Origin of the sequence: Enterobacter cloacae complex sp. P14RS, from assembly GCF_014895895.1 — a bacterium.
GTDB classification, from domain to species: Bacteria; Pseudomonadota; Gammaproteobacteria; order Enterobacterales; family Enterobacteriaceae; genus Enterobacter; species Enterobacter bugandensis.
In genome coordinates this window covers 25,203-47,969 of sequence record NZ_JADBQM010000028.1, presented here as the reverse complement: position 1 = coordinate 47,969, position 22,767 = coordinate 25,203, and the positions used below count along the sequence as shown (strand labels likewise).

At 55.8% G+C, this 22,767-nt stretch carries 25 protein-coding genes and 2 tRNA genes; 14 read left to right on the top strand and 13 right to left on the bottom strand.

Going from position 1 to position 22,767, the window contains the following annotated elements; all coding sequences use genetic code 11:
- The first annotated feature begins 330 nt into the window (after positions 1–330).
- Both IM295_RS21670 and sodB read left to right on the top strand, forming a co-directional pair.
- On the top strand, positions 331–1,104 hold the full coding sequence (locus IM295_RS21670; RefSeq protein WP_028012893.1) for a C40 family peptidase: 774 nt from the start codon (positions 331–333) through the stop codon (positions 1,102–1,104).
- 122 nt (positions 1,105–1,226) lie between these two features.
- Positions 1,227–1,808, top strand: a complete 582-nt coding sequence (gene sodB / locus IM295_RS21665; RefSeq protein WP_063438362.1) for a superoxide dismutase [Fe] — start codon at positions 1,227–1,229, stop codon at positions 1,806–1,808.
- 37 nt (positions 1,809–1,845) lie between these two features.
- On the opposite strand, the gene IM295_RS21660 is transcribed toward sodB, so the two are convergent.
- Both IM295_RS21660 and IM295_RS21655 read right to left on the bottom strand, forming a co-directional pair.
- Positions 1,846–3,012, bottom strand: coding sequence for an MFS transporter (locus tag IM295_RS21660; protein ID WP_028012891.1), 1,167 nt, complete (start codon positions 3,010–3,012; stop codon positions 1,846–1,848).
- A 163-nt stretch (positions 3,013–3,175) separates the two neighbouring features.
- Positions 3,176–3,265, bottom strand: coding sequence for a YnhF family membrane protein (locus tag IM295_RS21655; protein WP_020688313.1), 90 nt, complete (start codon positions 3,263–3,265; stop codon positions 3,176–3,178).
- Positions 3,266–3,562: 297 nt separating this feature from the next.
- Between IM295_RS21655 and purR the strand changes: the two genes are divergently transcribed.
- Positions 3,563–4,588, top strand: coding sequence for an HTH-type transcriptional repressor PurR (gene purR / locus IM295_RS21650; protein WP_008500597.1), 1,026 nt, complete (start codon positions 3,563–3,565; stop codon positions 4,586–4,588).
- Positions 4,589–4,605: 17 nt separating this feature from the next.
- Here purR and punR read toward each other — a convergent pair whose 3' ends face one another.
- The gene (punR, locus tag IM295_RS21645) at positions 4,606–5,517 is read right to left on the bottom strand and encodes a DNA-binding transcriptional activator PunR (RefSeq protein WP_028012890.1); all 912 of its coding nucleotides are present in this window, start codon (positions 5,515–5,517) and stop codon (positions 4,606–4,608) included.
- A gap of 114 nt (positions 5,518–5,631) precedes the next feature.
- Here punR and punC point away from each other — a divergent pair, with 114 nt between their 5' ends.
- Positions 5,632–6,822: a purine nucleoside transporter PunC gene (gene punC / locus IM295_RS21640; RefSeq protein WP_193067307.1), complete on the top strand. Its 1,191-nt coding sequence runs from the start codon at positions 5,632–5,634 to the stop codon at positions 6,820–6,822.
- Between the two features lie 297 nt (positions 6,823–7,119).
- On the top strand, positions 7,120–8,268 hold the full coding sequence (gene cfa, locus IM295_RS21635; RefSeq protein WP_028012888.1) for a cyclopropane fatty acyl phospholipid synthase: 1,149 nt from the start codon (positions 7,120–7,122) through the stop codon (positions 8,266–8,268).
- 31 nt (positions 8,269–8,299) lie between these two features.
- On the opposite strand, the gene IM295_RS21630 is transcribed toward cfa, so the two are convergent.
- Entirely contained in the window at positions 8,300–8,941 is a 642-nt protein-coding gene (locus IM295_RS21630; protein WP_063438361.1) for a riboflavin synthase, read from the bottom strand.
- A gap of 225 nt (positions 8,942–9,166) precedes the next feature.
- On the opposite strand from IM295_RS21630, the gene mdtK reads away from it, so the two are divergent.
- From mdtK to IM295_RS21610, 4 genes are all read left to right on the top strand, one after another.
- The gene (gene mdtK, locus IM295_RS21625) at positions 9,167–10,540 is read left to right on the top strand and encodes an MdtK family multidrug efflux MATE transporter (RefSeq protein WP_049138896.1); all 1,374 of its coding nucleotides are present in this window, start codon (positions 9,167–9,169) and stop codon (positions 10,538–10,540) included.
- A gap of 153 nt (positions 10,541–10,693) precedes the next feature.
- Positions 10,694–10,770: transfer RNA gene (locus IM295_RS21620), tRNA-Val, on the top strand.
- Positions 10,771–10,774: 4 nt separating this feature from the next.
- Positions 10,775–10,851: transfer RNA gene (locus IM295_RS21615), tRNA-Val, on the top strand.
- 118 nt (positions 10,852–10,969) lie between these two features.
- The gene (locus IM295_RS21610; RefSeq protein WP_193067306.1) at positions 10,970–12,565 is read left to right on the top strand and encodes an FAD-NAD(P)-binding protein; all 1,596 of its coding nucleotides are present in this window, start codon (positions 10,970–10,972) and stop codon (positions 12,563–12,565) included.
- A gap of 28 nt (positions 12,566–12,593) precedes the next feature.
- Here the strand turns inward: IM295_RS21610 and IM295_RS21605 are convergent, their stop codons facing one another.
- Both IM295_RS21605 and IM295_RS21600 read right to left on the bottom strand, forming a co-directional pair.
- A complete protein-coding gene (locus tag IM295_RS21605; protein WP_028012884.1) occupies positions 12,594–13,229 on the bottom strand; it encodes a carbonic anhydrase in 636 nt (211 codons plus the stop codon).
- 72 nt (positions 13,230–13,301) lie between these two features.
- Positions 13,302–14,084: an MBL fold metallo-hydrolase gene (locus IM295_RS21600; RefSeq protein ID WP_192986035.1), complete on the bottom strand. Its 783-nt coding sequence runs from the start codon at positions 14,082–14,084 to the stop codon at positions 13,302–13,304.
- 125 nt (positions 14,085–14,209) lie between these two features.
- Here IM295_RS21600 and IM295_RS21595 point away from each other — a divergent pair, with 125 nt between their 5' ends.
- Positions 14,210–14,350 carry a hypothetical protein gene (locus IM295_RS21595; protein WP_003857665.1) on the top strand — a complete coding sequence of 47 codons (141 nt, stop codon included), beginning with the start codon at positions 14,210–14,212 and terminating at the stop codon, positions 14,348–14,350.
- A gap of 35 nt (positions 14,351–14,385) precedes the next feature.
- Here the strand turns inward: IM295_RS21595 and IM295_RS23165 are convergent, their stop codons facing one another.
- The 3 genes from IM295_RS23165 to IM295_RS21580 form a co-directional block, all read right to left on the bottom strand.
- Positions 14,386–14,565: a LuxR C-terminal-related transcriptional regulator gene (locus tag IM295_RS23165; protein WP_049000831.1), complete on the bottom strand. Its 180-nt coding sequence runs from the start codon at positions 14,563–14,565 to the stop codon at positions 14,386–14,388.
- 16 nt (positions 14,566–14,581) lie between these two features.
- Positions 14,582–15,988, bottom strand: coding sequence for a DUF1996 domain-containing protein (locus IM295_RS21585; RefSeq protein WP_193067305.1), 1,407 nt, complete (start codon positions 15,986–15,988; stop codon positions 14,582–14,584).
- A gap of 144 nt (positions 15,989–16,132) precedes the next feature.
- Complete coding sequence (locus tag IM295_RS21580; protein ID WP_032644868.1) at positions 16,133–16,300, bottom strand: hypothetical protein; 168 nt, start codon at positions 16,298–16,300, stop codon at positions 16,133–16,135.
- A gap of 241 nt (positions 16,301–16,541) precedes the next feature.
- Here IM295_RS21580 and IM295_RS21575 point away from each other — a divergent pair, with 241 nt between their 5' ends.
- From IM295_RS21575 to IM295_RS21560, 4 genes are read left to right on the top strand one after another with little or no spacing between them, the layout of a single operon-like run.
- Positions 16,542–17,372: an ABC transporter substrate-binding protein gene (locus IM295_RS21575; protein ID WP_071993779.1), complete on the top strand. Its 831-nt coding sequence runs from the start codon at positions 16,542–16,544 to the stop codon at positions 17,370–17,372.
- A 2-nt stretch (positions 17,373–17,374) separates the two neighbouring features.
- A complete protein-coding gene (locus tag IM295_RS21570; RefSeq protein WP_045261541.1) occupies positions 17,375–18,190 on the top strand; it encodes an amino acid ABC transporter ATP-binding protein in 816 nt (271 codons plus the stop codon).
- Positions 18,190–18,936: an amino acid ABC transporter permease gene (locus IM295_RS21565; protein WP_193067304.1), complete on the top strand. Its 747-nt coding sequence runs from the start codon at positions 18,190–18,192 to the stop codon at positions 18,934–18,936. The genes IM295_RS21570 and IM295_RS21565 overlap by 1 nt, the downstream gene beginning before the upstream one ends.
- Complete coding sequence (locus IM295_RS21560; protein ID WP_028012877.1) at positions 18,920–19,606, top strand: amino acid ABC transporter permease; 687 nt, start codon at positions 18,920–18,922, stop codon at positions 19,604–19,606. The genes IM295_RS21565 and IM295_RS21560 overlap by 17 nt, the downstream gene beginning before the upstream one ends.
- On the opposite strand, the gene fumD is transcribed toward IM295_RS21560, so the two are convergent.
- The 4 genes from fumD to IM295_RS21540 form a co-directional block, all read right to left on the bottom strand.
- A complete protein-coding gene (gene fumD / locus IM295_RS21555) occupies positions 19,587–19,796 on the bottom strand; it encodes a fumarate hydratase FumD (RefSeq protein WP_028012876.1) in 210 nt (69 codons plus the stop codon). The genes IM295_RS21560 and fumD overlap by 20 nt on opposite strands.
- A gap of 110 nt (positions 19,797–19,906) precedes the next feature.
- Positions 19,907–20,719 (bottom strand): MetQ/NlpA family ABC transporter substrate-binding protein, encoded by an 813-nt coding sequence (locus tag IM295_RS21550; RefSeq protein WP_028012875.1) that lies wholly within the window; start codon positions 20,717–20,719, stop codon positions 19,907–19,909.
- Positions 20,720–20,742: 23 nt separating this feature from the next.
- On the bottom strand, positions 20,743–21,411 hold the full coding sequence (locus tag IM295_RS21545; RefSeq protein ID WP_028012874.1) for a methionine ABC transporter permease: 669 nt from the start codon (positions 21,409–21,411) through the stop codon (positions 20,743–20,745).
- Entirely contained in the window at positions 21,404–22,426 is a 1,023-nt protein-coding gene (locus IM295_RS21540) for a methionine ABC transporter ATP-binding protein (RefSeq protein ID WP_047365404.1), read from the bottom strand. The genes IM295_RS21545 and IM295_RS21540 overlap by 8 nt, the downstream gene beginning before the upstream one ends.
- Positions 22,427–22,767 lie beyond the last annotated feature (341 nt).

The following is a 22,767-nucleotide window of genomic DNA, read 5'->3' as shown; positions in this document are numbered from 1 at the left end:
TCCTTTAACTTCTGTTACGGCAATAGTCTGACATTGTAGCGGGTCAGGCTGGCATCGGAAAATAACATTTTCGTCACGTTTATATATTTTACCCCGACTCCACAAAAGTTGCATTGCAAATGGTGTTTACCCCTTCGCCCGTCAGGGTTTTGCTTAGGGAGTGAACAATTGTGCGTCAGAACGATGAATTTTTTTGCACTTGCTAACGAAACACGTTTTTAGATTGAAAAATGCTATTAACTTCTCGGGTTTTTATGGATTAGAATCGACGGGCTTTGTAAATCACACGCGGGTATTATTGATGACCTGCATATATCAGGGGACTGCCCAGTGGCGCGGATAACTAAAATCTCGATCACGCTCTGTGCTTTACTGTTTACATCACTCACGTTAACGCCAGCGGCAAACGCCTCTCAGCAGGCGCGGCAATCTGCTGTACAAAAAAGCCATCTGGTTAAAGCCACAGAACGTAAGAAAAAAACCAGCAGCAAGAACGACAAGAAAAAAACTACCGCTCAGACTAAACAAACCGCTTCCAGCAAGACGAAAACAAAATCTTCCCGCACTACCCGCACCGCCAAAAATAAAGCTTCGCAGACCGCCGCTAACCTCGTTACAGAAAAGTGCATTACCCGTAAAGGCCATAAAGCAAAATGCACGAAGGTAACAAAGCTGGCGGATGTGCATAAAGTGCGTGTGCAAAAAGCGCAAAAAACCGCGATGAATAAACTGATGGGGCAGATTGGCAAACCTTATCGCTGGGGCGGCAGTTCGCCGCGTACCGGTTTCGACTGCAGCGGCCTCGTCTATTACGCCTATAAAGATCTGGTTAAATTCCGTATTCCACGTACCGCCAATGAGATGTATCACCTGCGCGATGCGTCACCGGTTAACCGGGGTGAGCTGGAAAACGGCGACCTGGTCTTCTTCCGCACGCAGGGTCGCGGTACGGCTGACCACGTGGGCGTCTACGTTGGCAACGGGAAATTCATCCAGTCTCCGCGCAGCGGTCAGGACATTCAGATCACCTCGCTCAGCGAAGATTACTGGGTACGTCATTACGTCGGCGCGCGTCGCGTCATGACGCCAAAAACCATTCGTTAGTCCCTGCCCTGCCGCATCTGCGGCAGGGTAAGTTCCTCTTTTGCATACCCTTTCAATTTGCTATCCTGTCCTTGTTGTCTGTAGGGTTATTGGCAACACAAAATACAATAAGGAGAGAAGCAATGTCGTTCGAATTACCTGCACTACCGTATGCAAAAGACGCCCTGGCACCGCACATTTCTGCGGAAACCCTGGAATACCACTACGGCAAGCATCATCAGACGTACGTCACTAACCTGAACAACCTCATCAAGGGCACCGATTTTGAAGGCAAAACGCTGGAAGAGATCGTTCGCAGCTCAGAGGGTGGCGTTTTTAACAACGCGGCTCAGGTGTGGAACCACACTTTCTACTGGCACTGCCTGGCGCCGAATGCCGGTGGCGAACCTGCCGGTGAACTGGCAGCCGCCATCAACACCGCCTTTGGCAGCTTTGCAGAGTTTAAAGCGAAGTTTACCGATGCCGCCATCAAGAACTTCGGTTCTGGCTGGACGTGGCTGGTAAAAGAGGCGGATGGCAAACTGGCTATCGTGTCCACGTCTAACGCGGGCACCCCGCTGACCACCAGCGCTACGCCGCTGATGACCGTGGACGTGTGGGAACATGCATACTACATTGATTACCGCAATGCGCGCCCAAACTACCTGGAGCACTTCTGGGCTCTGGTTAACTGGGACTTTGTCGCGAAGAACTTCGCCGCGTAAGAGACACGCAGAAGGGGTAACCCTTCTGCGTTTTTGCTTATTCAGCCGTGCAAACCGCTTCAGGCTGTTTACGGCCGGACATCATCACCAGCAGCAGGCCGAGCGCGGCAATAATCGCCCCCATCACCGGCACAAAACTGTACCCCAGACCGCCTGAAATCACGGCGCCTCCGGCGGCGGCACCCAGCGCATTGCCGAGATTGAATGCCCCGATATTCACGGAAGACGAGAGACCCGGCGCCTCATGGGCGACACGCATCACGCGCATCTGCAGCGGCGGCACCACGGCAAAGGTGGCAGCGCCCCAGACAACCATCGCAATCGCCGCGCCGAATTCATTCTGCGCCAGCCACGGGATCGCGACCATAATGACAATCAGCAGGGTTAAAAAGCCCTTCAGCGTGCCGCTCACGGAACGGTCGGCAAATTTCCCGCCGAGATAGTTGCCAATCGAGAAGCCGACGCCAATCAGCACCAGCATCGCGGTAACAAAGAGTGGCGTTGCGTGGGTAATGTCGTGTAAGACCGGCGAAATATAGGTGTAGAGGGTAAACATCGCTCCTGCCCCCAGCACGGTGGTCAGCAGCGCGGAGAGTACCTGCGGGCGCATCAGCACCGACAGCTCTCTGCGTACATCAGGGCGTTCACCCGCACTGCCTTTTGGCAGGGAGAAGAACAACGCCACCATCGCGACCACGCCCAATCCGGCCGTCGCCAGGAAGGACATCCGCCAGCCAATGACCTCGCCCAGCCAGGTTGCCGCAGGAACACCGCCGATGTTAGCGATGGTCAGCCCCATAAACATGGTGGCCACGGCGCTGGCCTGCTTGTGTTTTGGCACCACGCTTGCGGCCACGACCGAGCCCAGACCAAAGAAGGCACCGTGGTTGAGGCTGGTCAGAATGCGCGACAGCATCAGAGTGGTGTAATCCGGCGAAATGGCCGAAAGCACGTTGCCCAGGGTGAAAATCGCCATCAGGAAAATCAGCGCATTGCGGCGCGCACGGTGCGAAAGCAGAAGCGTCATCAGCGGCGCTCCCACCATCACGCCGATGGCGTAGGCGCTGATTAACATCCCGGCGGCCGGGATCGAGACGTCCACGCCCCGGGCGATAACGGGCAGTAACCCCATCGGGGAGAATTCAGTGGTGCCAATCCCAAAAGCGCCAATCGCCAGGGCCAGCAGGGGAAAATTGATTTTCATGCGTCAACTCCGGATGCCGTGTCATGTGGTGACACAGAACAAAGAAGCGGAAAGCATGACATCAATCACAAAAAATGAGAAGTTAACAAAATGGCAAAAGATTTTTGCCAGAGAAGTAACAATCGGAGCGTTCGGGAGGGAGAAGGCTCTCCCCCCGCGTAAATCAATGCAGCGCAGCCGTCAGGCCAGCCGCCACAATCAGCGCCAGCACAATAACGGTGGTGAACAGCGAAAACTTCAGATCGGAACTCATCAATTTTTCTCCTTTTAATCCCCCCACGAAAAGTGAGCTTGCTCATTTTTGCACAGTTTACGTCAAAAATCTTCCTGGATTTAAGCTGATAAACACTTTACCTCTTCCCCTTTTCATCAAGATAGGCCAAAATTCCACGCTAAATTTATTAGCGTACCGGCCATTGACCCCCTCCTGACGTCCCGTGTCGTTTTCCCGGCGTGCCGCAATTCAAAATTGCGTGATAAGGGTGAGAGAAGGCAAACGTTTACCTTCAAGTTTTTCAGGAGTTTAGGATATGGTCTGGAGTGACATTTAATGGCAACAATTAAAGACGTAGCAAAACGCGCAAACGTTTCCACTACAACCGTATCACATGTAATTAACAAAACCCGTTTTGTGGCGGAAGAGACGCGCAACGCCGTCTGGGCAGCGATCAAAGAGCTGCACTACTCGCCAAGCGCGGTTGCGCGCAGCCTCAAGGTTAATCACACCAAGTCTATTGGTCTGCTGGCGACCAGCAGCGAAGCGGCCTATTTTGCCGAGATCATTGAAGCGGTAGAAAAAAACTGCTTCCAGAAAGGCTATACCCTGATTCTCGGCAACGCCTGGAACAGCATTGAAAAACAGCGCGCCTACCTGTCGATGATGGCGCAAAAGCGCGTGGACGGCCTGCTGGTGATGTGTTCAGAGTACCCGGAATCCGTGCTGTCGATGCTGGAAGAGTATCGCCATATCCCTATGGTGGTGATGGACTGGGGCGAAGCGCGCGCCGACTTCACCGACTCCGTTATCGATAACGCCTTCGAAGGCGGTTACATGGCGGGCCGTTATCTGATCGAACGCGGCCACCGCGAGATTGGCGTGATCCCGGGCCCGCTGGAACGCAACACCGGTGCGGGCCGCCTGGCCGGTTTTATGAAAGCGATGGAAGAAGCGCTAATCACCGTGCCGGAAAACTGGATCGTGCAGGGCGACTTTGAGCCGGAATCAGGCTACCGCGCGATGCAGCAGATCGTCTCCCAGCCTCACCGTCCAACCGCCGTCTTCTGCGGGGGCGATATCATGGCGATGGGCGCCCTCTGTGCGGCCGACGAGCTGGGTCTGCGCGTACCGCAGGACATCTCCGTGATCGGGTATGACAACGTGCGCAACGCGCGCTTCTTCACGCCAGCGTTGACCACCATTCACCAGCCGAAAGATTCACTGGGTGAAACCGCCTTCAATATGCTGCTGGACAGGATCGTCAACAAGCGTGAAGAGTCGCAGTCCATTGAAGTTCACCCTCGCCTCATCGAACGCCGTTCCGTTGCGGATGGCCCGTTCCGCGACTACCGTCGTTAATTTCATTGCGGAGCCAGTCAGTCTGGCTCCCGCAGCCACTCCCGGTTAAGCGTTTCGCTGTCCCCCAGATAGTCCAGCAGCCAGGCCATCGCCGGCGAGACATCATTTTGTTGCCAGGTGAGGCAGCAGGCCGCATCCGGGAACGGATTCTCCAGCGTTAGCTCAACCCACTCACCAGTATCGATTCGCGGACGTGCAAAATGGGCGGGCACCATGCCTACGCAGAGCCCGGCGCTGAGGCACGTCGCCGACGATCCCCAGTCAGGGGCGACAACCCGCCGCTGGTTGTCCAGCAGCCAGGTAATTCGCTTCGGCAGCGAGCGGGAGGTATCTTCCAGCACCAGCGACGGCCAGCTGCGCAGCGTATCGTCGCTCAGCGGCCCTTCCGTCGCCGCCAGCGGATGATCGCTTGCCACCACGCATTTCCAGCTCAGCATCCCCATATCGCGAAAGGCGTAACGTCCCCCGACCGGGATTGCCTGGGTCGCGCCAATCGCCATCTCTACCCTGCCGTCCGCCAGCGCATCCCAGACGCCGTTGAACACCTCCTGCGAGACCCGCAGTTCTACGTCTGAGAAATGCCGATAAAAATCGACAATCATCTGCCGGGTGCGCTCGGGCTTAACGATGTTATCCACCGCAATGGAAAGGTGCCCCCGCCAGCCGTTCGCGATCTGCTGGCACTGCTCGCGGGTGATCTGCATTTTTTTGATAACAGAACGCCCTTCCTTCAAAAACCACGCCCCTGCGGGCGTTAATTCAACATCACGATGCCGTCGTTCAAACAGCGGTACCGCCAGCCACTCCTCGAGCTGTCGCACCGTATAGCTGATGGCCGAAGGGACGCGGTGCAACTCCTGCGCCGCTCCGCTAAAGCTGCCGTTACGCGCGACAGCATCGACCACTTCAAGAGAATAATCTGACCACATTTTCTGCCTGCAAAAAATTTGAATGCACCCGCCAAATATTAGCGTTTCACAAGCGGCTTTGCACTCCCTACACTCAGCGCCAACGTATACCTGCCTCCTCAGGAGAATAAAACAGTGCAACCCAGGAAAGGTTTTTTAGTCTGGCTCGGCGGCTTAAGCGTGCTGGGCTTTTTGGCCACCGATATGTACCTGCCGGCGTTTGCCGCCATGCAGGAAGATTTGCGAACCCCTGCTGCCGCCATCAGCGCCAGCCTGAGCCTGTTCCTGGCCGGTTTTGCCTTCGCGCAGCTGCTCTGGGGACCGCTTTCGGATCGCTTTGGGCGTAAACCGGTGCTGTTGCTGGGGCTGGCCATTTTTGCCGTGGGCTGCCTGGGGATGCTATGGGTGCGCGATGCCACCTGGCTGCTGGTGCTGCGGTTTGTTCAGGCGGTCGGCGTCTGTGCCGCGGCCGTGACCTGGCAGGCGCTGGTCACCGATTACTATCCGGCGAACCGCACTAACCGTATTTTCGCCACCATCATGCCGCTGGTAGGGCTCTCACCGGCCCTCGCCCCGCTGCTGGGCAGCTGGATCCTCGCGCACTTTGACTGGCAGGCCATCTTTGCCACGCTGTTTGCCATCACGATGGTGCTGATGCTGCCGGCGTTCGCCCTCAAGCCCGCGCATAAAAAAGAGGCGCACGCAGACGCGAAGCCGATTACCTTCACCTCCCTGCTGAGCGCGAAAGCGTATCGCGGCAACGTTCTGATCTATGCCGCCTGCTCGGCGAGCTTCTTCGCGTGGCTGACCGGTTCGCCTTTTATTCTGCACGATATGGGCTATAGCCCGGCGGCCATTGGCCTGAGCTACGTTCCGCAGACCATCGCGTTTCTGGTGGGCGGGTACGGCTGTCGCGCGGCGCTGCAAAAATGGGAAGGCCAGCAGATGCTGCCGTGGCTGCTGGTGCTCTATGCGCTGAGCGTCATCGGCACCTGGGCCGTTGGCTTTATTCCGGGCGCGGGTCTGGCCGAAATATTGATTCCATTCTGCGTGATGGCCATCGCGAACGGGGCGATCTACCCTATCGTTGTGGCGCAGGCGCTGCGTCCGTTCCCGCAGGCGACAGGCCGCGCGGCTGCGCTGCAGAACACCCTGCAGCTGGGGCTGTGCTTCCTGGCAAGCCTGGTGGTCTCCGCGCTGATTGCCACGCCGCTGCGGACGACAACCAGCGTGATGCTGGCTACCGTTGCGCTGGCCGTCATAGGCTATCGCATGCAGGCTTCCGCGCAGGATGAGAGCACGCAGGTAGAAACCTCGCATGCCTAATCGCGCCAGAAACTATGTTAATTTTCAGTGATTAGGTTGCTAAGAATTTTCTATTGAATCACCAAATTTTGAGGCCTATACTAAATTTGGTTCGATTAAATACGATAAATATTATGTGTTAACGGGAGCCGGAGTGCTCCCGTTTTACCATGGAAGGCATTTCGGCAAGGGTTATCTCCCTTCCTCTGTTCTACGTCGGATACTAGCCTCGCGGTATTTACCGTGAGATTTCTCACAAACCAAAAAAGCGTCTACGCTGTTTTAAGGTTCTGATCACAGTAGGGTGATGGAGAAGCTATGAGTTCATCGTGTATAGAAGAAGTCAGCGTTCCGGACGATAACTGGTCCCGGATCGTCAGTGAACTGTTAGGTCGGGCAGGCATCACTATCAACGGATCATCCCCATCGGATCCTCAGGTTAAACATCCCGATTTTTTTAAACGCGTGTTGCGTGAGGGGTCGCTAGGCCTGGGGGAAAGCTATATGGACGGCTGGTGGGAATGCGAACGGCTGGATACTTTTTTCGCCAGCGTGCTGCGTGCTGGTCTGGAAAAACAGCTCCCCCGTAATCTTAAAGACACCCTGCGTGTCGCCTCTGCCCGTCTCTTTAACCTGCAAAGTAAAAAGCGTGCCTGGATCGTCGGCAAAGAGCATTACGATCTCGGCAACGATCTGTTCAGCCGCATGCTGGACCCCTTCATGCAATACTCCTGCGCCTACTGGAAAGAGGCGTCGACGCTTGAAGAGGCTCAGCAGGCCAAGCTGCGCCTGATTAGCGAGAAATTGCAGTTGCAGCCCGGTATGCGCGTGCTGGATATCGGCTGCGGCTGGGGCGGGCTGGCGTATTTTATGGCGAAGCACTACGGCGTCAGCGTGGTCGGCGTCACCATTTCCGCTGAACAGCAAAAAATGGCGCAGGAGCGGTGCCTGGGGCTTGATGTGGATATCCGCCTGCAGGATTACCGGGACCTGAACGAACAGTTTGACCGGGTCGTTTCCGTGGGCATGTTCGAGCACGTCGGACCGAAAAATTACGACACCTATTTCGAGGTGGTGGACCGTAATCTGAAACCGGACGGTATTTTCCTGCTGCACACCATCGGCTCTAAGCGGACCGACAATAACGTTGACCCGTGGATCAACAAATACATCTTTCCGAATGGCTGTTTACCGTCCGTACGCCAGATTGCCAACGCCAGCGAATCCCATTTCGTGATGGAAGACTGGCATAACTTCGGCGCGGATTACGACACCACGTTAATGGCGTGGCATGCACGTTTTCAGGAAGCCTGGCCTGAAATTGCGGACAACTATTCTGAACGATTCAAGCGGATGTTTAGCTATTATCTGAATGCCTGCGCGGGGGCGTTTCGCGCGCGAGATATTCAGCTCTGGCAGGTTGTTTTCAGCCGTGGGATTGAACACGGCTTGCGGGTCGCACGCTAGAAAAATAACCCCGGCCAGCCGGGGTTATTTTTTATTCTTCTTCTACAACTTTAATTATTGCGGCTTCTTTTGCGGCCAGCACGCGCTCAACGGTATCAACAACCGCCTGGGTTTGCGGATCGATTTCGATATTCACGCGATGCCCCAGTTTTTTCGAACCCAGCGTGGTGCGCTGCAGCGTCTCGGGAATTAAATGCACGCAAAAACGCGTCGGAGTAACTTCTCCCACCGTCAGACTAATCCCATCAATGCCAATAAACCCTTTATAGAGGATGTATTTCATTAATGACGGGTCCTGCACTTTAAACCAGATTTGACGGTTATTTTCTGATGTGACGATTTTCGCCACTTCGGCGGTGGTCATGATGTGCCCGGACATCAGATGGCCGCCAATCTCGTCGCTGAACTTCGCCGCGCGCTCGACGTTGACGGTATCCCCCACCACCAGTTCACCCAGGTTGGTGATACGCAGCGTCTCTTTCATTAAATCAAAGCTAATCTGGTTGCCATTAATTTCGGTGACGGTCAGGCAGCAGCCGTTATGGGCAATCGAGGCGCCGGTTTCGATGCCGTCGAGCATATATTCCGGCAGCTCTACAACATGAGTACGAAAATTAGGTTTTTCATCAATGGACACCACTTTGGCGGTGCCCTGCACAATACCAGTAAACATGCTTACAACTCCTGTTTTTTCCGGACGGTGGTGACACCGTTTAATCCCACCACAATAACAGTTGGAAAAACAGGTTGCCAGCGGAGCGCATTTTCTGGCGATTTTTTCACTAGATAAATAGCTAAAGCCCGCTACAATAGCTGGCACCCCCCTGCATTTTCTTCTTGCTGCCCGTATCGGCGGCTTTTTTAGTCTCTCATATAACTACAAAATAAAGGTGTTCACGTGCAGAAGTACATGAATGAAGCGCGCCAGCTATTGGCACTGGCTATACCAGTGATCGTCGCGCAGGTGGCCCAGACCGCAATGGGATTTGTGGATACGGTAATGGCGGGTGGCTACAGCGCCACCGATATGGCGGCCGTTGCCATCGGCACGTCAATCTGGCTGCCGGCCATCCTGTTCGGCCACGGTCTGCTGCTCGCCCTCACCCCGGTTATCGCTCAGCTTAATGGCTCGGGTCGTCGCGAGCGTATTGCCCATCAGGTCCGCCAGGGTTTCTGGCTGGCAGGGTTTGTCTCCGTGCTGATTATGGTCGTGCTCTGGAACGCGGGTCATATCATCCGCGCCATGCATAACATTGACCCGGCGCTGGCAGACAAAGCCGTGGGCTATCTGCGCGCCCTGCTCTGGGGTGCGCCCGGCTACCTCTTTTTCCAGGTCGCCCGTAACCAGTGTGAAGGGCTGGCGAAAACCAAGCCAGGCATGGTGATGGGCTTTATCGGCCTGCTGGTGAATATTCCGGTGAACTACATCTTTATTTACGGCCATTTCGGCATGCCGGAGTTGGGCGGCGTCGGCTGCGGCGTCGCGACGGCTGCGGTTTACTGGGTAATGTTCTTCAGTATGATCGCTTATGTGAAACGCGCCCGTTCAATGCGCGATATTCGTAACGAGAACAGATTCAGCACGCCGGACTGGAGCATCATGACGCGCCTGGTGCAGCTAGGCTTGCCGATTGCGCTGGCCCTGTTCTTTGAGGTGACGCTCTTTGCCGTGGTTGCCCTGCTGGTCTCCCCGCTGGGGATTGTTAACGTGGCCGGACACCAGATCGCGCTCAACTTCAGCTCCCTGATGTTCGTCCTGCCGATGTCGCTGGCAGCGGCGGTGACGATTCGCGTTGGCTTCCGCCTGGGACAGGGCTCCACCCTGGATGCGCAAACGGCCGCGCGCACCGGGCTGGGCGTCGGTGTTTGCATGGCCATCTGTACGGCGCTGTTTACGGTGGCGCTGCGCGAGCAGATCGCCCTGCTCTATAACGACAACCCGGACGTGGTGGCGCTGGCTTCGCACCTGATGCTGTTGGCTGCGGTGTATCAGATTTCTGACTCCATCCAGGTGATTGGCAGCGGCGTATTGCGCGGATATAAAGACACGCGTTCGATCTTCTTTATTACCTTTATCGCCTATTGGGTGCTGGGTCTGCCTACTGGCTACGTGTTGGCGCTGACCGATCTGGTCGTTGATCGCATGGGGCCAGCCGGATTCTGGATGGGCTTTATCATCGGACTGACGTCGGCGGCGATCATGATGATGATGCGCATGCGCTTCCTGCAGCGCCAGCCGTCAACGGTAATTTTGCAGCGCGCTGCGCGTTAACTACGCAGTAGCCGCCAGCTGGCGGCTACTTTCTCTTCACTTTGCGCGGTAATGAAGCAATCGCGTGAAATCAGAGAGAAAAATGCGTTTTCCCTCTTGCCTCCTTGATGCTGTGCCGCTAATATTCGTCCCCGTTGTCACCGACAACACGTTGCGTTCATAGCTCAGTTGGTTAGAGCACCACCTTGACATGGTGGGGGTCGTTGGTTCGAGTCCAATTGAACGCACCATTCTGCGTCCGTAGCTCAGTTGGTTAGAGCACCACCTTGACATGGTGGGGGTCGGTGGTTCGAGTCCACTCGGACGCACCATTTCAGTCCTGAAATGGTGCAAATTCTCTCCTTTTACCCTGAATTTTCTTAATCGCTTATTTTCATCATTATTCTCCTGCTACGCTTTTCTTATGGAATAAATACAGGAAGCGCGTCAATGAAGAATATCGCGATTATCGGCTCCGGCCCCACAGGGATTTACACCTTTTATCATCTGCTTAATAACAGCACCCCGCTCTCCGTATCCGTCTTCGAACAGGCCGATGAAGCCGGCGTGGGCATGCCCTATAACGACGACGATAATTCCCGGCTGATGCTGGCGAACATTGCGAGCATAGAAATCCCGCCCATTTTTATGACCTACCTCGACTGGCTCAAGGAACAGAGCGACGCCCATCTGGCGCGCTTTAAGGTTGATAAAGCCAGCCTGCATGACCGGCAGTTCCTGCCCAGACTCCTGTTGGGAGAGTATTTTCGCGACAGCTTGCGTTCAATCGTGAAAGAGGCAAAAAAGCTGGGGTTCCAGGTTACGGTCCATGAATCCGCGAAGGTAACGGACATCATCCCCTCGACAACCGGCGTAACGCTTTCCGTCAACGACACCACTTTGCCCGATCGGTTCGACCTGGCGGTTATCGCCACCGGCCACGTCTGGCCAGATGAGGAGGAAGCTACGCGCACGTTCTTCCCCAGCCCGTGGTCGGGGTTGATGGACGCCAGCATTCCCCCTTGCCGCGTGGGCATTATGGGAACGTCGTTGAGCGGTCTGGACGCGGCTATGGCGGTGGTAATGCAGCACGGTGAGTTTCGTGACGGTAAATTCCTCCTCGACAAGGGCAGCGAAGGGTTAAACATTACGCTGATGTCCCGCACGGGCATTCTGCCGGAAGCCGATTTTTACTGTCCAATCCCTTACGAACCGCTGTCGGTATTGACCGAATTCATGGTTGAACACGAGATAGCCAAAGGATCGAACGGCCTGCTTGACCGCATATTTTCCCTGATGGTGAAAGAGCTCGAGCTCGCCGACCCGGCGTGGTGCGAGAAAATTTCTCTGCGTAACCAGGATGCCGACAGTCTTCGTGAGGCATGGTTTGAGGACCGTAAACGGCACGGGCCCTTTACCTGGGCGGAGGAGAACCTCAGCGAGGTTGAACGCAACAAACGCGAACGGCGCACCGTGGCCTGGCGCTATACCGTCCTTCGACTGCATGAGGTGGTTCAGGAGATTGTGCCCCACCTCAACGAAGAGGACAGAGAGCGCTTTAAGCAGGGCCTCGCCCGCGTGTTTATCGACAACTATGCCGCCATCCCGCCGCAGTCTATCCGAAGGCTGCTTGCGCTTCGCGAGGCCGGCATCATTAGCGTGGCGGCGCTCGGCGATGATTACACGCTCGATGCTGGCAGCGATCGGACGGTAATTACCACCAAAGAGAGCGTTTATCGTTTCGACGTGTTTATTGACGCGCGCGGACAAAAGCCGCTCAAAACAAAGGATTTGCCTTTCCCGACGCTGCGTAAACAGCTGGCAGAGACGGGCGACGAGATACCCGACGTTGGCGAGGATTACACGCTTAAAGCGCCTGAAACGGTTCGCGGGCGCATTGCTTTCGGTGCGATACCGTGGCTGATGCACGATAGTCCCTTCGTTCAGGGGCTGGCGGAGTGTGCGGAGATTGCAGAGGCGATGGCGAAGGCGGCTGAAAAACCTGCCTCGGGGAGACGGCGTCGGTTACCGTACGTGGAGAACTGACAGGGCTTCCATGCCCTGCTATCGGTGATTACTCGAAGAAGACCTCCGGGTTTTCCGACAGCGATACGAACGTTTTGGTGTTCTTATCCAGGGCAAGGATTTTGCCGCTTTCAATGTCATACACCCAACCGTGCAGACGAAGCGAGTTATTACGCAGGCCCACCGCGACGGACGGATGGGTCTTGATGTTGCTCAGCTGCGCAAACACGTTCTCCTGCACCATCGCATTCACTTTATCGATAGGCTTGTCCCAGCTTTTCTTCTCTACCACGGCTTTCGCCGCGTCGGAATAGCGCAGCCAGTGCGATACGGCTGGCATTGGCTCCAGATTGGCGTTATCGGCAATCGCTTTCATCGCGCCGCAGTTGGAGTGGCCGCAGATCACGATATCCGTCACGCCCAGCGCCACCACCGCGTACTCGATAGTTGCAGATACGCCGCCCGGCTCCGGCCCGAAAGGCGGGACAATGTTGCCAGCATTACGAATGACAAAAAGCTGTCCCGGCTCTTGCTGGGTGACCAGTTCAGGAACCAGACGGCTGTCGGAGCAGGAGATGAACAGCGCTTTGGGATTCTGGCTGGACGCTAAACTGCGAAAGAGCTCTTTACGTTGCGGGAAAATCTCTTTTTGAAAGCTGAGAAAACCTTCAATGATATGTTGCATAGCAATTTCTCTTTAATCTGTTTTCGTTTAGGTATGATCGCGATCACACTCGTAAAGTTTACCCACCGTACTTTACCTGAGACAAGCAATATATTTCTGGCCCGACCGCTGCACGATGTTGTCGGCGTTCGCCGGGATGTTTTGCCCTTCGAACGCGCCGTAAAGACGAGCGAACGATTTTCCCGCCAGGCGCCGGGTAATGTTCTCAACCGTACGGGCAGGCAGCGGGAGCATATTCGGGTAGCTCCACATAAACGACACCGCATCTTTCCCCGGGGTGACCTGCAAAATATCCCCCGCCAGCAAAACGCCCTCGCCCTCCTGCCAGTGCAGTACCGTTCCGCCCGCAAAATGGCCGCCGAGACGTAGCAACGTGACGGACGGCCAAATCTCCAGCGCCTCCCCCTCCCAGAAATGAATCGCCGGGCTGTTGCGCATCACCCATTCGCGGTCGCTGGCGTGCAGGTAGACTGGCGCACCGAAAGCCGCGGCCCACTCCTGCATCGTGGTGTAATAGTGCGGATGCGAAATCGCAATGGCGTGAAGGCCACCGAGCGCGGTGATGAGCGTTTGGGTTGCGGGATCAAGGTTGGCAATGCAGTCCCAAAGAATATTGCCGTGCGGGGTGCGCAGAAGGAGCGCCCTCTGGTTAATCGCAAAAGCGGGAACCGTTTTGATACTGAACAGCGCGGGCTCCAGCTGCTGCCATTTATTCACGTGCGTGGCCGTCACCGTCGCGTAATCAATCCACGCCTGACCGCTGACCGGGACATACTGGCGTTCATCCTCGCAAATCGGACATCTCTCCGGCTTTCCATCATAGGAGGTACCGCAGGTTTTACAGAGTGTAATCATGAGCGCTCCTCGGTGATAAAGCACTGAGTATGGCAGGGATTATCCTTATGTGCTGCGAGGTACATTGCCGACGTTTTTTACCCTATACTGTGCCAGTATCAAAAACCGAACAGAGCAGGTGCAACATGGAAATTGATCTCGATAACTTAGTTTTTAACGGTCTGGATGAAGCGGAAGAGCGTAACGCGGAACGTCTGGACGACGCGGATAAAAAAGCGCAGGCGATTGTTGCCGACGACGACTGCGGTGATGCCTGCAAGATTTGATAAAAAAAGCACCGGTAAACCGGTGCTTTTTTATCTTACTTTTTCAGCCCGTCAATGGCCGCCGCACGGTGCGCTTCCACGGTTCTCGGGGAAAGATTTAGGCGTGCAGCCACCTCTTTATTACTGCACCCTTCCAGCAGTACGGTCAGGGTAACCAGAATGCCCTTCTCATTTTTCAGGCTGTCGACATTACCAGTTAACGTTGCTGAGAACAAAAAAACGCGGGCGTAATCAGATCTCAGGCGTTTTGCTAAAGCTGGTCAGCATCAGGATCAGGCTTTGCGGGGAAGACGCCGTCTCAAACTGGTAGTGATTTCCCTGACGATCGCCGCCGATGTACCACGAAATCTCGGTTTTCCCTTCTGCCAGCGCCTTGCGCACCGCTTTATCCACATCCACCATCCGGTATTCGCGGGAGTGGTTAAGGTAAAGCACCGCATCCGAGCGGTAGTTACAGGCTGGCCGCGACTGCCAGCTCACGCTGGCCGGATCCCAGTCGTTGCTTGCCGGATAGAAGAAAATTTGATCCGCGCCGTTGGTTTCCACTTTCCCGCCATAAATCCGCACGCGGTATTTAAACTGCGAAGGATCCTGTCCGGCAGGCAGCGGGGGAATGTGAAACTTCACCAGCGACAGCGTTTCGCTGTTTTTGGTGCGCCCGCCGTTCTGCCAGTTATCCTGCACCAGCAGGACCTGGGGCTCTGGCTGGGTAAGCGCGGGCTCCAGGCTGCTGAGCCAGACGTTGGCCTTCGCTTTTGAATAACCATACGGAACGGTGGTGCCGCAGTCCAGACCGCGGTTCATGCACAGGTCGGTCATAAAGCGCGCGGCGTCTTCCGTCCAGCCGTTCATAAAATCAGCATGCGCCGTATACAGGCTCCCCCACCGCTCTTCACGCTCGTTGCCGTGCATGATGGGGTCGAGAGAAAGCTGCGCTTTGCTGGTATCGAGCGAGCTAATCGTCGGGAGCACGTACGCAATGTTCATGTTCACAGTGGGAATTTTCACCGGGAAGTCGGACGGGCACTGCCCTTTGGTGTCGTAGGTGGCGTTGGCCAGACCGTGAGCGGGCTTAAGATTTACCCCGTCCCAGCAGTTCGGAAACTGAATGCCGATATTAAACTGCACGGCATCGTTCGCCTTGCGTAAGCCGCAGACCTCACCCGTTTTGGTGGTGTAGCCCTTGCCGTTAGCGCACAGGAAGGTGATATGTGGATTCGGCGCGGTGCCGTGATGATCGCCCGCCAGCAGCGACAGCCCCGCCGGGAACGGGTGCAGCGGCCAGGTGTCGACGTTCGATGCCTGATAATAGGTTTTTTGATAGGCGGGTTTGACCACCGTTCCGTCAGGCAATTTCAGAGAGGGTGCCCAGTAGGCCGAGCTGTCTGCTTTGTTATCGCAGGTGGTCTTTTCATCTTTACGCAGCGATTCACGGCTGGAGAAGGCATCCGTTTGCACGTTGCCAAAAAAATCGTGCAGCATGGCCTCGTTGGGCATGCCGTGCATCATAATGGCATCGTCGCCGAGCGTGTGGGAGTAACCGCAGACGACGTGCGCCTGTGGCGCAGCGTGCGCCGCCTGCATGGCAATCAGTAGTGCGGTGGCAGAAAGTGCCGGGGTTAATACTGTCCGTTTCATTATCATCTCCTTCTGAGAAAGGAGATATTGGTATCAAAACGGCCAGGGTTTACCGAGGATTTGCCCGCGTATTTTTCCGTTCATCCCTGCTTTACACGGATCACGCACAGCTCATTCCAGTACGTTTCGCGCGTGCGGCGAAGTTCAGCGTGACGTTTTATCATGGAACCACTCCGGGTCGATGTTAGCGACGTCCACGCCATACAGGCTGGCAACAGGCAGTATTGACTCCAGAACACGCTGCGCGCTGTTCTCCGCATTCGCTGGCCGGGTCGCAAAAAACCGCCGTAGCGTGCCGATCCATTTTTTCATTGCCTTTACCCCTCTCGCTTCACCAGCCCTGAGTTAAGCACGCGTTTCCTGGCCGCGGAAATATCAATTCCGGCAGTCAATGTGCAGGACGTGCAAATAGCTCCTTACATTTACCTGCCGGTAACACACTGTTCAATAATGCTTTTTTGTATAGAGCAAAGAACATTTTCTTATTTGGCGATAGCTTTTGCTTATGGGAGCGTAACGGTGCAAAACAAAAACAACGGGACGAACGATGACTATGGCAGCAAAGATGAAAAGGTTTAAAAAAGGGACGGCAGTTCTGGGATTACTGGCCGCCGGGAGCCTGTTTTCAGCGCAGGCGCTGGCCGATCGGCTGGAGGATATTAAGGCCGCGGGGGTGGTGAAAGTCGCCACGTTTGACGCCAACCCACCGTTTGGCTCAATTGATGCAAAAACGCACGAGATCGTGGGTTACGACGTGGACTTTGCCAAAGCACTGGCAAAATCACTCGGCGTGAAGCTTGAACTGGTTGCCACCAATCCGGCCAACCGAATTCCGCTGCTTCAGTCCGGTAAAGCAGACCTGATCGTAGCGGATATCACCATCACCCCGGAACGCGCGCAGGTGATTGATTTCTCCACCCCCTATTTCGTGACCGGACAACAGTTCCTGGTTCCCGCCAAATCGCCCGATAAGCTGGATGAATACAGCCGGGCGCGCATTGGCGCGGTCAAAGGCACCACGGGTGAACAGGCGCTCCACCAGCGTTTCCCGCAGTCCCGCGTGCTGGCTTATGACGACATTCCTCTGGCGCTGACGGCGCTGCGCAACGGCAACGTGCAGGCCATTACCCAGGACAGCACAATTCTTGCAGGCCTGCTGGCACAGGCTCCGGATAAAGCGAACTTCAAAATCCTGCCCGATCTGCTCAGTAAAGAAGAAATTGGCGTCGGGGTGAAGAAAGGTGAAACGGCGCTGCTGAAAGCCGTCAACGATGAGCTGGTTAATCTCGAGAAGAACGGTCAGGCGGCAAAAATCTATGACGTCTGGTTTGGCCCAAATACGCCCGCTCCACAGCCTCGCGCCTTTAAAATAGAAGCCAGGTAATTATGCTCTCAGGTTTATTTTCCCACTCCGCGGCCGGTGCCGCGGATTTTTCACATCTGGAACAGGCCAGCGTTGAGTTTCGTCACGTGGACAAACGCTACGGCGACCATCAGGTTTTACGCGACATTAACCTCACCATCACGCCCGGTGAAGTGGTTGCTATTCTCGGCCCTTCCGGTTCGGGTAAATCAACGCTGATCCGTCTTATCAATCAGCTTGAAACCCTGAGCGGCGGGGAAATCCTGGTCGACAGCAAGCCGACCGGGCAGCTTTCCGGCAGCAGGCTGCGTCAGCTGCGCAGCCGCGTTGGATTTGTGTTTCAGCAGTTCAATCTGTATGCCCACCTCACCGCCAGCCAGAACATCACCCTCGCACTGGAGCATGTGCACGGCTGGAAGCCGCAGCCAGCTCAGGAGCGCGCGCTGGCACTGCTGGAGAAGGTCGGAATGCAGGAAAAGGCTCACCACCTCCCCGCTGAGCTTTCCGGCGGCCAGCAGCAGCGCGTGGCGATTGCCCGCGCCCTGGCCTCGTCGCCGCAGATCATCCTCTTCGACGAGCCGACGTCGGCGCTCGATCCGGAGATGATTGGCGAAGTGTTATTCGTCATGAAAGCCCTTGCCCATAGCGGGATCACCATGATTGTCGTGACTCATGAGATGCAGTTCGCCCGGGAAATTGCCGACCGGATTGTCTTTATCGACGGCGGGCAGATTCTTGAAACCGCGCCGCCGGGGCAATTTTTCAGTCAACCGTCGCATCCCCGGGCGCAGCGTTTCCTGCAAAAAGTGCTGAACCCGCTGCACCAGGAGCACCTCTGATGCCCGCCCTCGACTGGCAGGGCGTGCTGGCCGGACAGCCTCTGCAGTGGATACTCTCCGGATTTCTCACCACCCTGTGGGTGACGCTGGCGGGGGGCCTGATCGCCAGCCTGCTTGCACCGTTCTTTTTGCTCCTGCGTCTTTCCGGTGGACGCATCGGGAATGCGGTCGTCAGCGGCTGGGTATCGCTGTTTCGCAATACGCCGCTGTTGGTCCAGCTGCTGTTCTGGTATTTCGCCGCCTGGAACGGGTTACCGCAGGGCTTTCGAGACGCGGTGAATGCGGATCACAGCTGGTCAATTCTGCCCGGCGACGTCTGGTGGTTTACCCCTGAGTTTTTATGTTCTGCCTGGGGGCTGGGCGTTTTTACTTCGGCGTTTTTAATTGAGGAAGCGGCATCGGGACTGCGTTCTGTTCCTGCCGGACAGCAGGAAGCGGCGCTGGCGCAAGGGTTCTCCTCGTGGCGTTTATTTCGCTACATCCTTCTGCCGCAGGGGCTCGCCAACGCCTGGCAGCCCGTTGTCGGCCAGTACCTCAATTTGATGAAGCTCTCCTCGCTCGCCAGCGGGATTGGCTTCGCTGAGCTAATCTACCAGGTCCGGCAGATTGAAAGTTACAACGCACACGCCATGGAGGCGTTTATCGTCGGTACGGTGCTCTATTTGCTTACCGGCATTGTCATGGGGATGGTGCTGGTGCGCGTCGGTCCGCATTCAGGGAGGAAAAAAGATGGTTACAGGATTTAACGTTATTGTCGAAAACCTGGATTATCTGCTGTGGGGACGAACGGCAGCGGGTGAACCCGGCGGCGTACTGCTTTCGCTGCTGATGGCCGCAGGGGCCGCCCTGCTTGCGCTTCCCGGCGGCGTGACGCTGGCGTGCCTCGCCTGGCGCTATCCTGGGCTGGTGCGCAGGGGGCTTTTTCTGTGGGCGGAGTTGATTCGCGGTATTCCCCTGATTTTTGTGATTTTCTGGATGTGGTATCTGTTGCCGCTGATCACCGGAGGGGATCTGCCGGGGGCGCTGACCGTGACGCTGGCGCTGGCCTGGTTTACGGCGGCATCGGTGATGCATTCGGTTTTTGCCGGGCTCAGGGCGCTCCCAGCGGGTCAAAACGAGGCCGCGCTGTCTCAGGGGTTCAGCACGCAGCAAACCCTGTGGCGCGTGCTGCTGCCGCAGACGCTGAGAAATATTTTGCCGTCGCTGGTGGGAATTTTTATCAGCCTGCTGAAGGATACGTCGCTGGCATTCATCGTCAACGTCCCGGAGCTGACCACGGTGGCGGGACAGGTCAATAACCGGGTGCAAATCTACCCGGCGGCCATCTTTATCTTTACGGGTGCGGTCTATTACTTGCTCTGCTGCTCGCTTGAACAGGTCGCGAAACGCTGGCGCGTTAGCCGGCCAGCGCCTTAACCACCGTTTCCATCGCTTCGGTTGTCAGTGCGCTGCGCTTGATGCGCTGGTTCGCCAGCGCCGTGCGCAGCACGCCCGCAATGACAATATGCTTCGGCTCCTGCCCTAAATCACGCATCTCCAGCACCACCTTTCCGACCACCCGGCACATCTCCTGGTACAGCGCTTCATCTTTGGTCACGTTACCCATCGTCATCACTCCATTGCCTGTTAAACGTTGAGCTTAAATGATTCTCCCGCCGGATACAAAAAAGAAGCCCGGCGAGGATCTCGCCGGGCTTCATCTGGAAAATCAAATAATTAGTTGTTTACTGGAATGACCGCGCCTTTGTATTTGGTGCGGATCCAGTCCTGAATCTCTTTGGAGTGCAGCACGTTCACCAGCGCGACGATGTCTTTCTTCTTCTCGTCACCGCGATGCACGGTAATGATGTTGGCGTACGGGTTGTTTTCACCGCTCTCTACCGCAATCGGGTCGTGAACCGGATCCAGACCGGCGTCTATCGCATAGTTGGCGTTAATCACCACCGCGTCGCCTTCGTCGTTGTTATACATCTGCGGCAGCAGGGACGCTTCCACGTTCGGCGTGAACTTCAGTTTTTTCGGGTTCTCAACGATATCGCTGATGCGCGCCGTCACTTTGTCGATGCCCGGCTTCAGCTTGATCACGCCCTCTTTTTCGAAGATGGAGAGAATACGGCCTTCCTCGGAAACCGCATCACGCATGATGATCTTGCCGCCTTCCGGCAGATCCTTCAGGGATTTGTATTTTTTTGAGTAGATGCCGATTGGCTCAATGTGGATCGCGCCCGCACTGACAAAATCGTAGTCTTTATCGCCCGCATGATCTTTCAGCACGCTGTTCAGGTAAGGAATGTGCTGGAAATAGTTCGCGTCGATGTCATGACCCGCCAGCGCAGTGTTCGGCAGAATGTAGTCCTGGAACGGTTTAATCTCCAGGTCGATACCCTGCTTCGCCAGAATCGGCTTGGCCTGCTCCAGAATTTCGGCGTGCGGCGTGTTGGATGCCCCCACGGTCAGGGTGTCGGCCCAGGAGGCGAAGCTCAGGGCGCTCAGGGTTGCGGCGGCGATCAGTGTCAGTGTCTTTTTCATGATGTGGTTCCTGTGTGTATTTATTAGCGTTTATCTAACAGTGAAGTAATGACATCGCCGCAGAACTGGATAATGAAAACGATGATTAAAATGGTCACCGTTGCCACCAGCGTGACGTCACCATGGTTGCGCTGGAATCCTTCCAGATAAGCCAGATTTCCTAAACCGCCGGCGCCAATCACCCCCGCCATGGCGCTGTAGCTCACCAGCGCAATCAGCGTCACCGTAATACCTGATACCAGTGCAGGTGATGATTCCGGCAGTAAAACCCGAAACACGAGCGTGCTCAGTCGTGCGCCCATCGAGCGCGTTGCTTCAATGACCCCTTTGTCCACTTCGCGCAGGGCGATCTCCACCAGACGCGCGTAGAACGGCGCGGCGCCGACAATCAGGGCCGGAAGCGCCGCGTTAGCGCCAAGGATGGTGCCGACGACGGTCTTGGTGAACGGGATCAGCAGAACGATGAGAATGATGAACGGAATAGAGCGGAACACGTTCACCACAATCGAAATGACGCTGTAGACCGTGCGGTTGTGGAACAAGCCACCGCGCGCAGTTAAAAACAGCGCCAGCCCCAGCACGATGCCCAGAACAAAGGTCGCCACGCCGGACAGCGCGGTCATGTACAGCGTCTCCAGCGTTGCAGCCCAGAGCTGATCCCACTTGAGATGCGGAAAGAGATTCTCAGACATGTTTAATTACCTCGCCTTCAATATCGCTGTGCTGCAGGTCGGCGAGGATATTGTTCAGTTGTTCATCGGATGCCGCCACGTGGACCCAGAGCTGCCCGAAAACACCGTGGGCGGTCTGCGTCATTTTTCCGTGCAGAATGTTAAACGGCAGGCCGTAGCGCAGGGTGAGTTCCCCGACAATCGGCTTGTGCGTGCTGTGTCCGGTAAAGGTCAGCCTGATCACCGTGCCTTCCAGATCGTTTGCGAGTTCAGTATTGAAGGTCTCTTCCTCGGCGTACTGGCTGACCTGGCGGACAAACTGCTGCGTAATCGGCTGCTGCGGATGGGTAAAGACGCTCAGCACGTCGCCCTCTTCCACCACTTTGCCGTTCTCCATCACCGCCACGCGGTCGCAGATTTTGCGCACCACGTGCATCTCGTGCGTGATCAGCACGATGGTGAGTTTGAAGCGGCGGTTAATGTCCAGCAGCAGATCGAGGATCTGATCGGTGGTCTGCGGGTCGAGCGCGGACGTAGCCTCATCGCAGAGCAGCACGTCGGGGTTGTTGGCCAGCGCGCGCGCAATCCCCACGCGCTGCTTTTGCCCGCCGCTCAGCTGCGACGGATACGCATTTTCGCGTCCCTTCAGGCCAACCAGCTCCACCAGTTCGGCGACGCGCGCCTTAATCTTCGCTTTTGGCACACCGGCAATTTGCATAGAGAAAGCAATGTTCTCACTCACCGTGCGCGACCACAGCAGGTTGAAGTGCTGAAACACCATGCTGATTTTGAGACGCGCCTGGCGCAGCGCTTCACCTTTTGCGGCGGAGATATCCTGCCCGTTAATGGTGACGCTCCCGGCGCTGGGTTTCTCCAGACCATTCAGCAGACGAATCAGCGTGCTTTTCCCGGCGCCGCTGTAACCGATAATGCCGTATATTTGTCCCTGCTCTATCGTCAAATTGACGTTATCAACGGCTGTGAGTGCCACCTTTCCGTTGTCAAAAACCTTCGAAATATTGCTCAGTACAATCATTCTTATTCGTTATCCGTGCCGCCCTCGGCGGTTTAGCAGTATGGATGTCCAAACGATAGTAAACAGGCGTTATCAGCTTTTAAATGAACAAAAAAGAATGTGTTATAACTTTCGGAAATAAACAGCGGATTTACCGGGTGGGAAGCATTTAGACCAATTTCAGCAATGATTATCTGCCGGATGCATATCTGCTGGCGGACGCGCGTAAAAAACGGTCATTTTTGCAGCATTTTATCCCGATATAGCCATCCCCACATCCAGACAACTTTACGTCTTGCTGTCCTGACATCCAAAAACGGTATTTATATTCCTTTCTGTTCTAAACGGCAGTGAATGGTTCT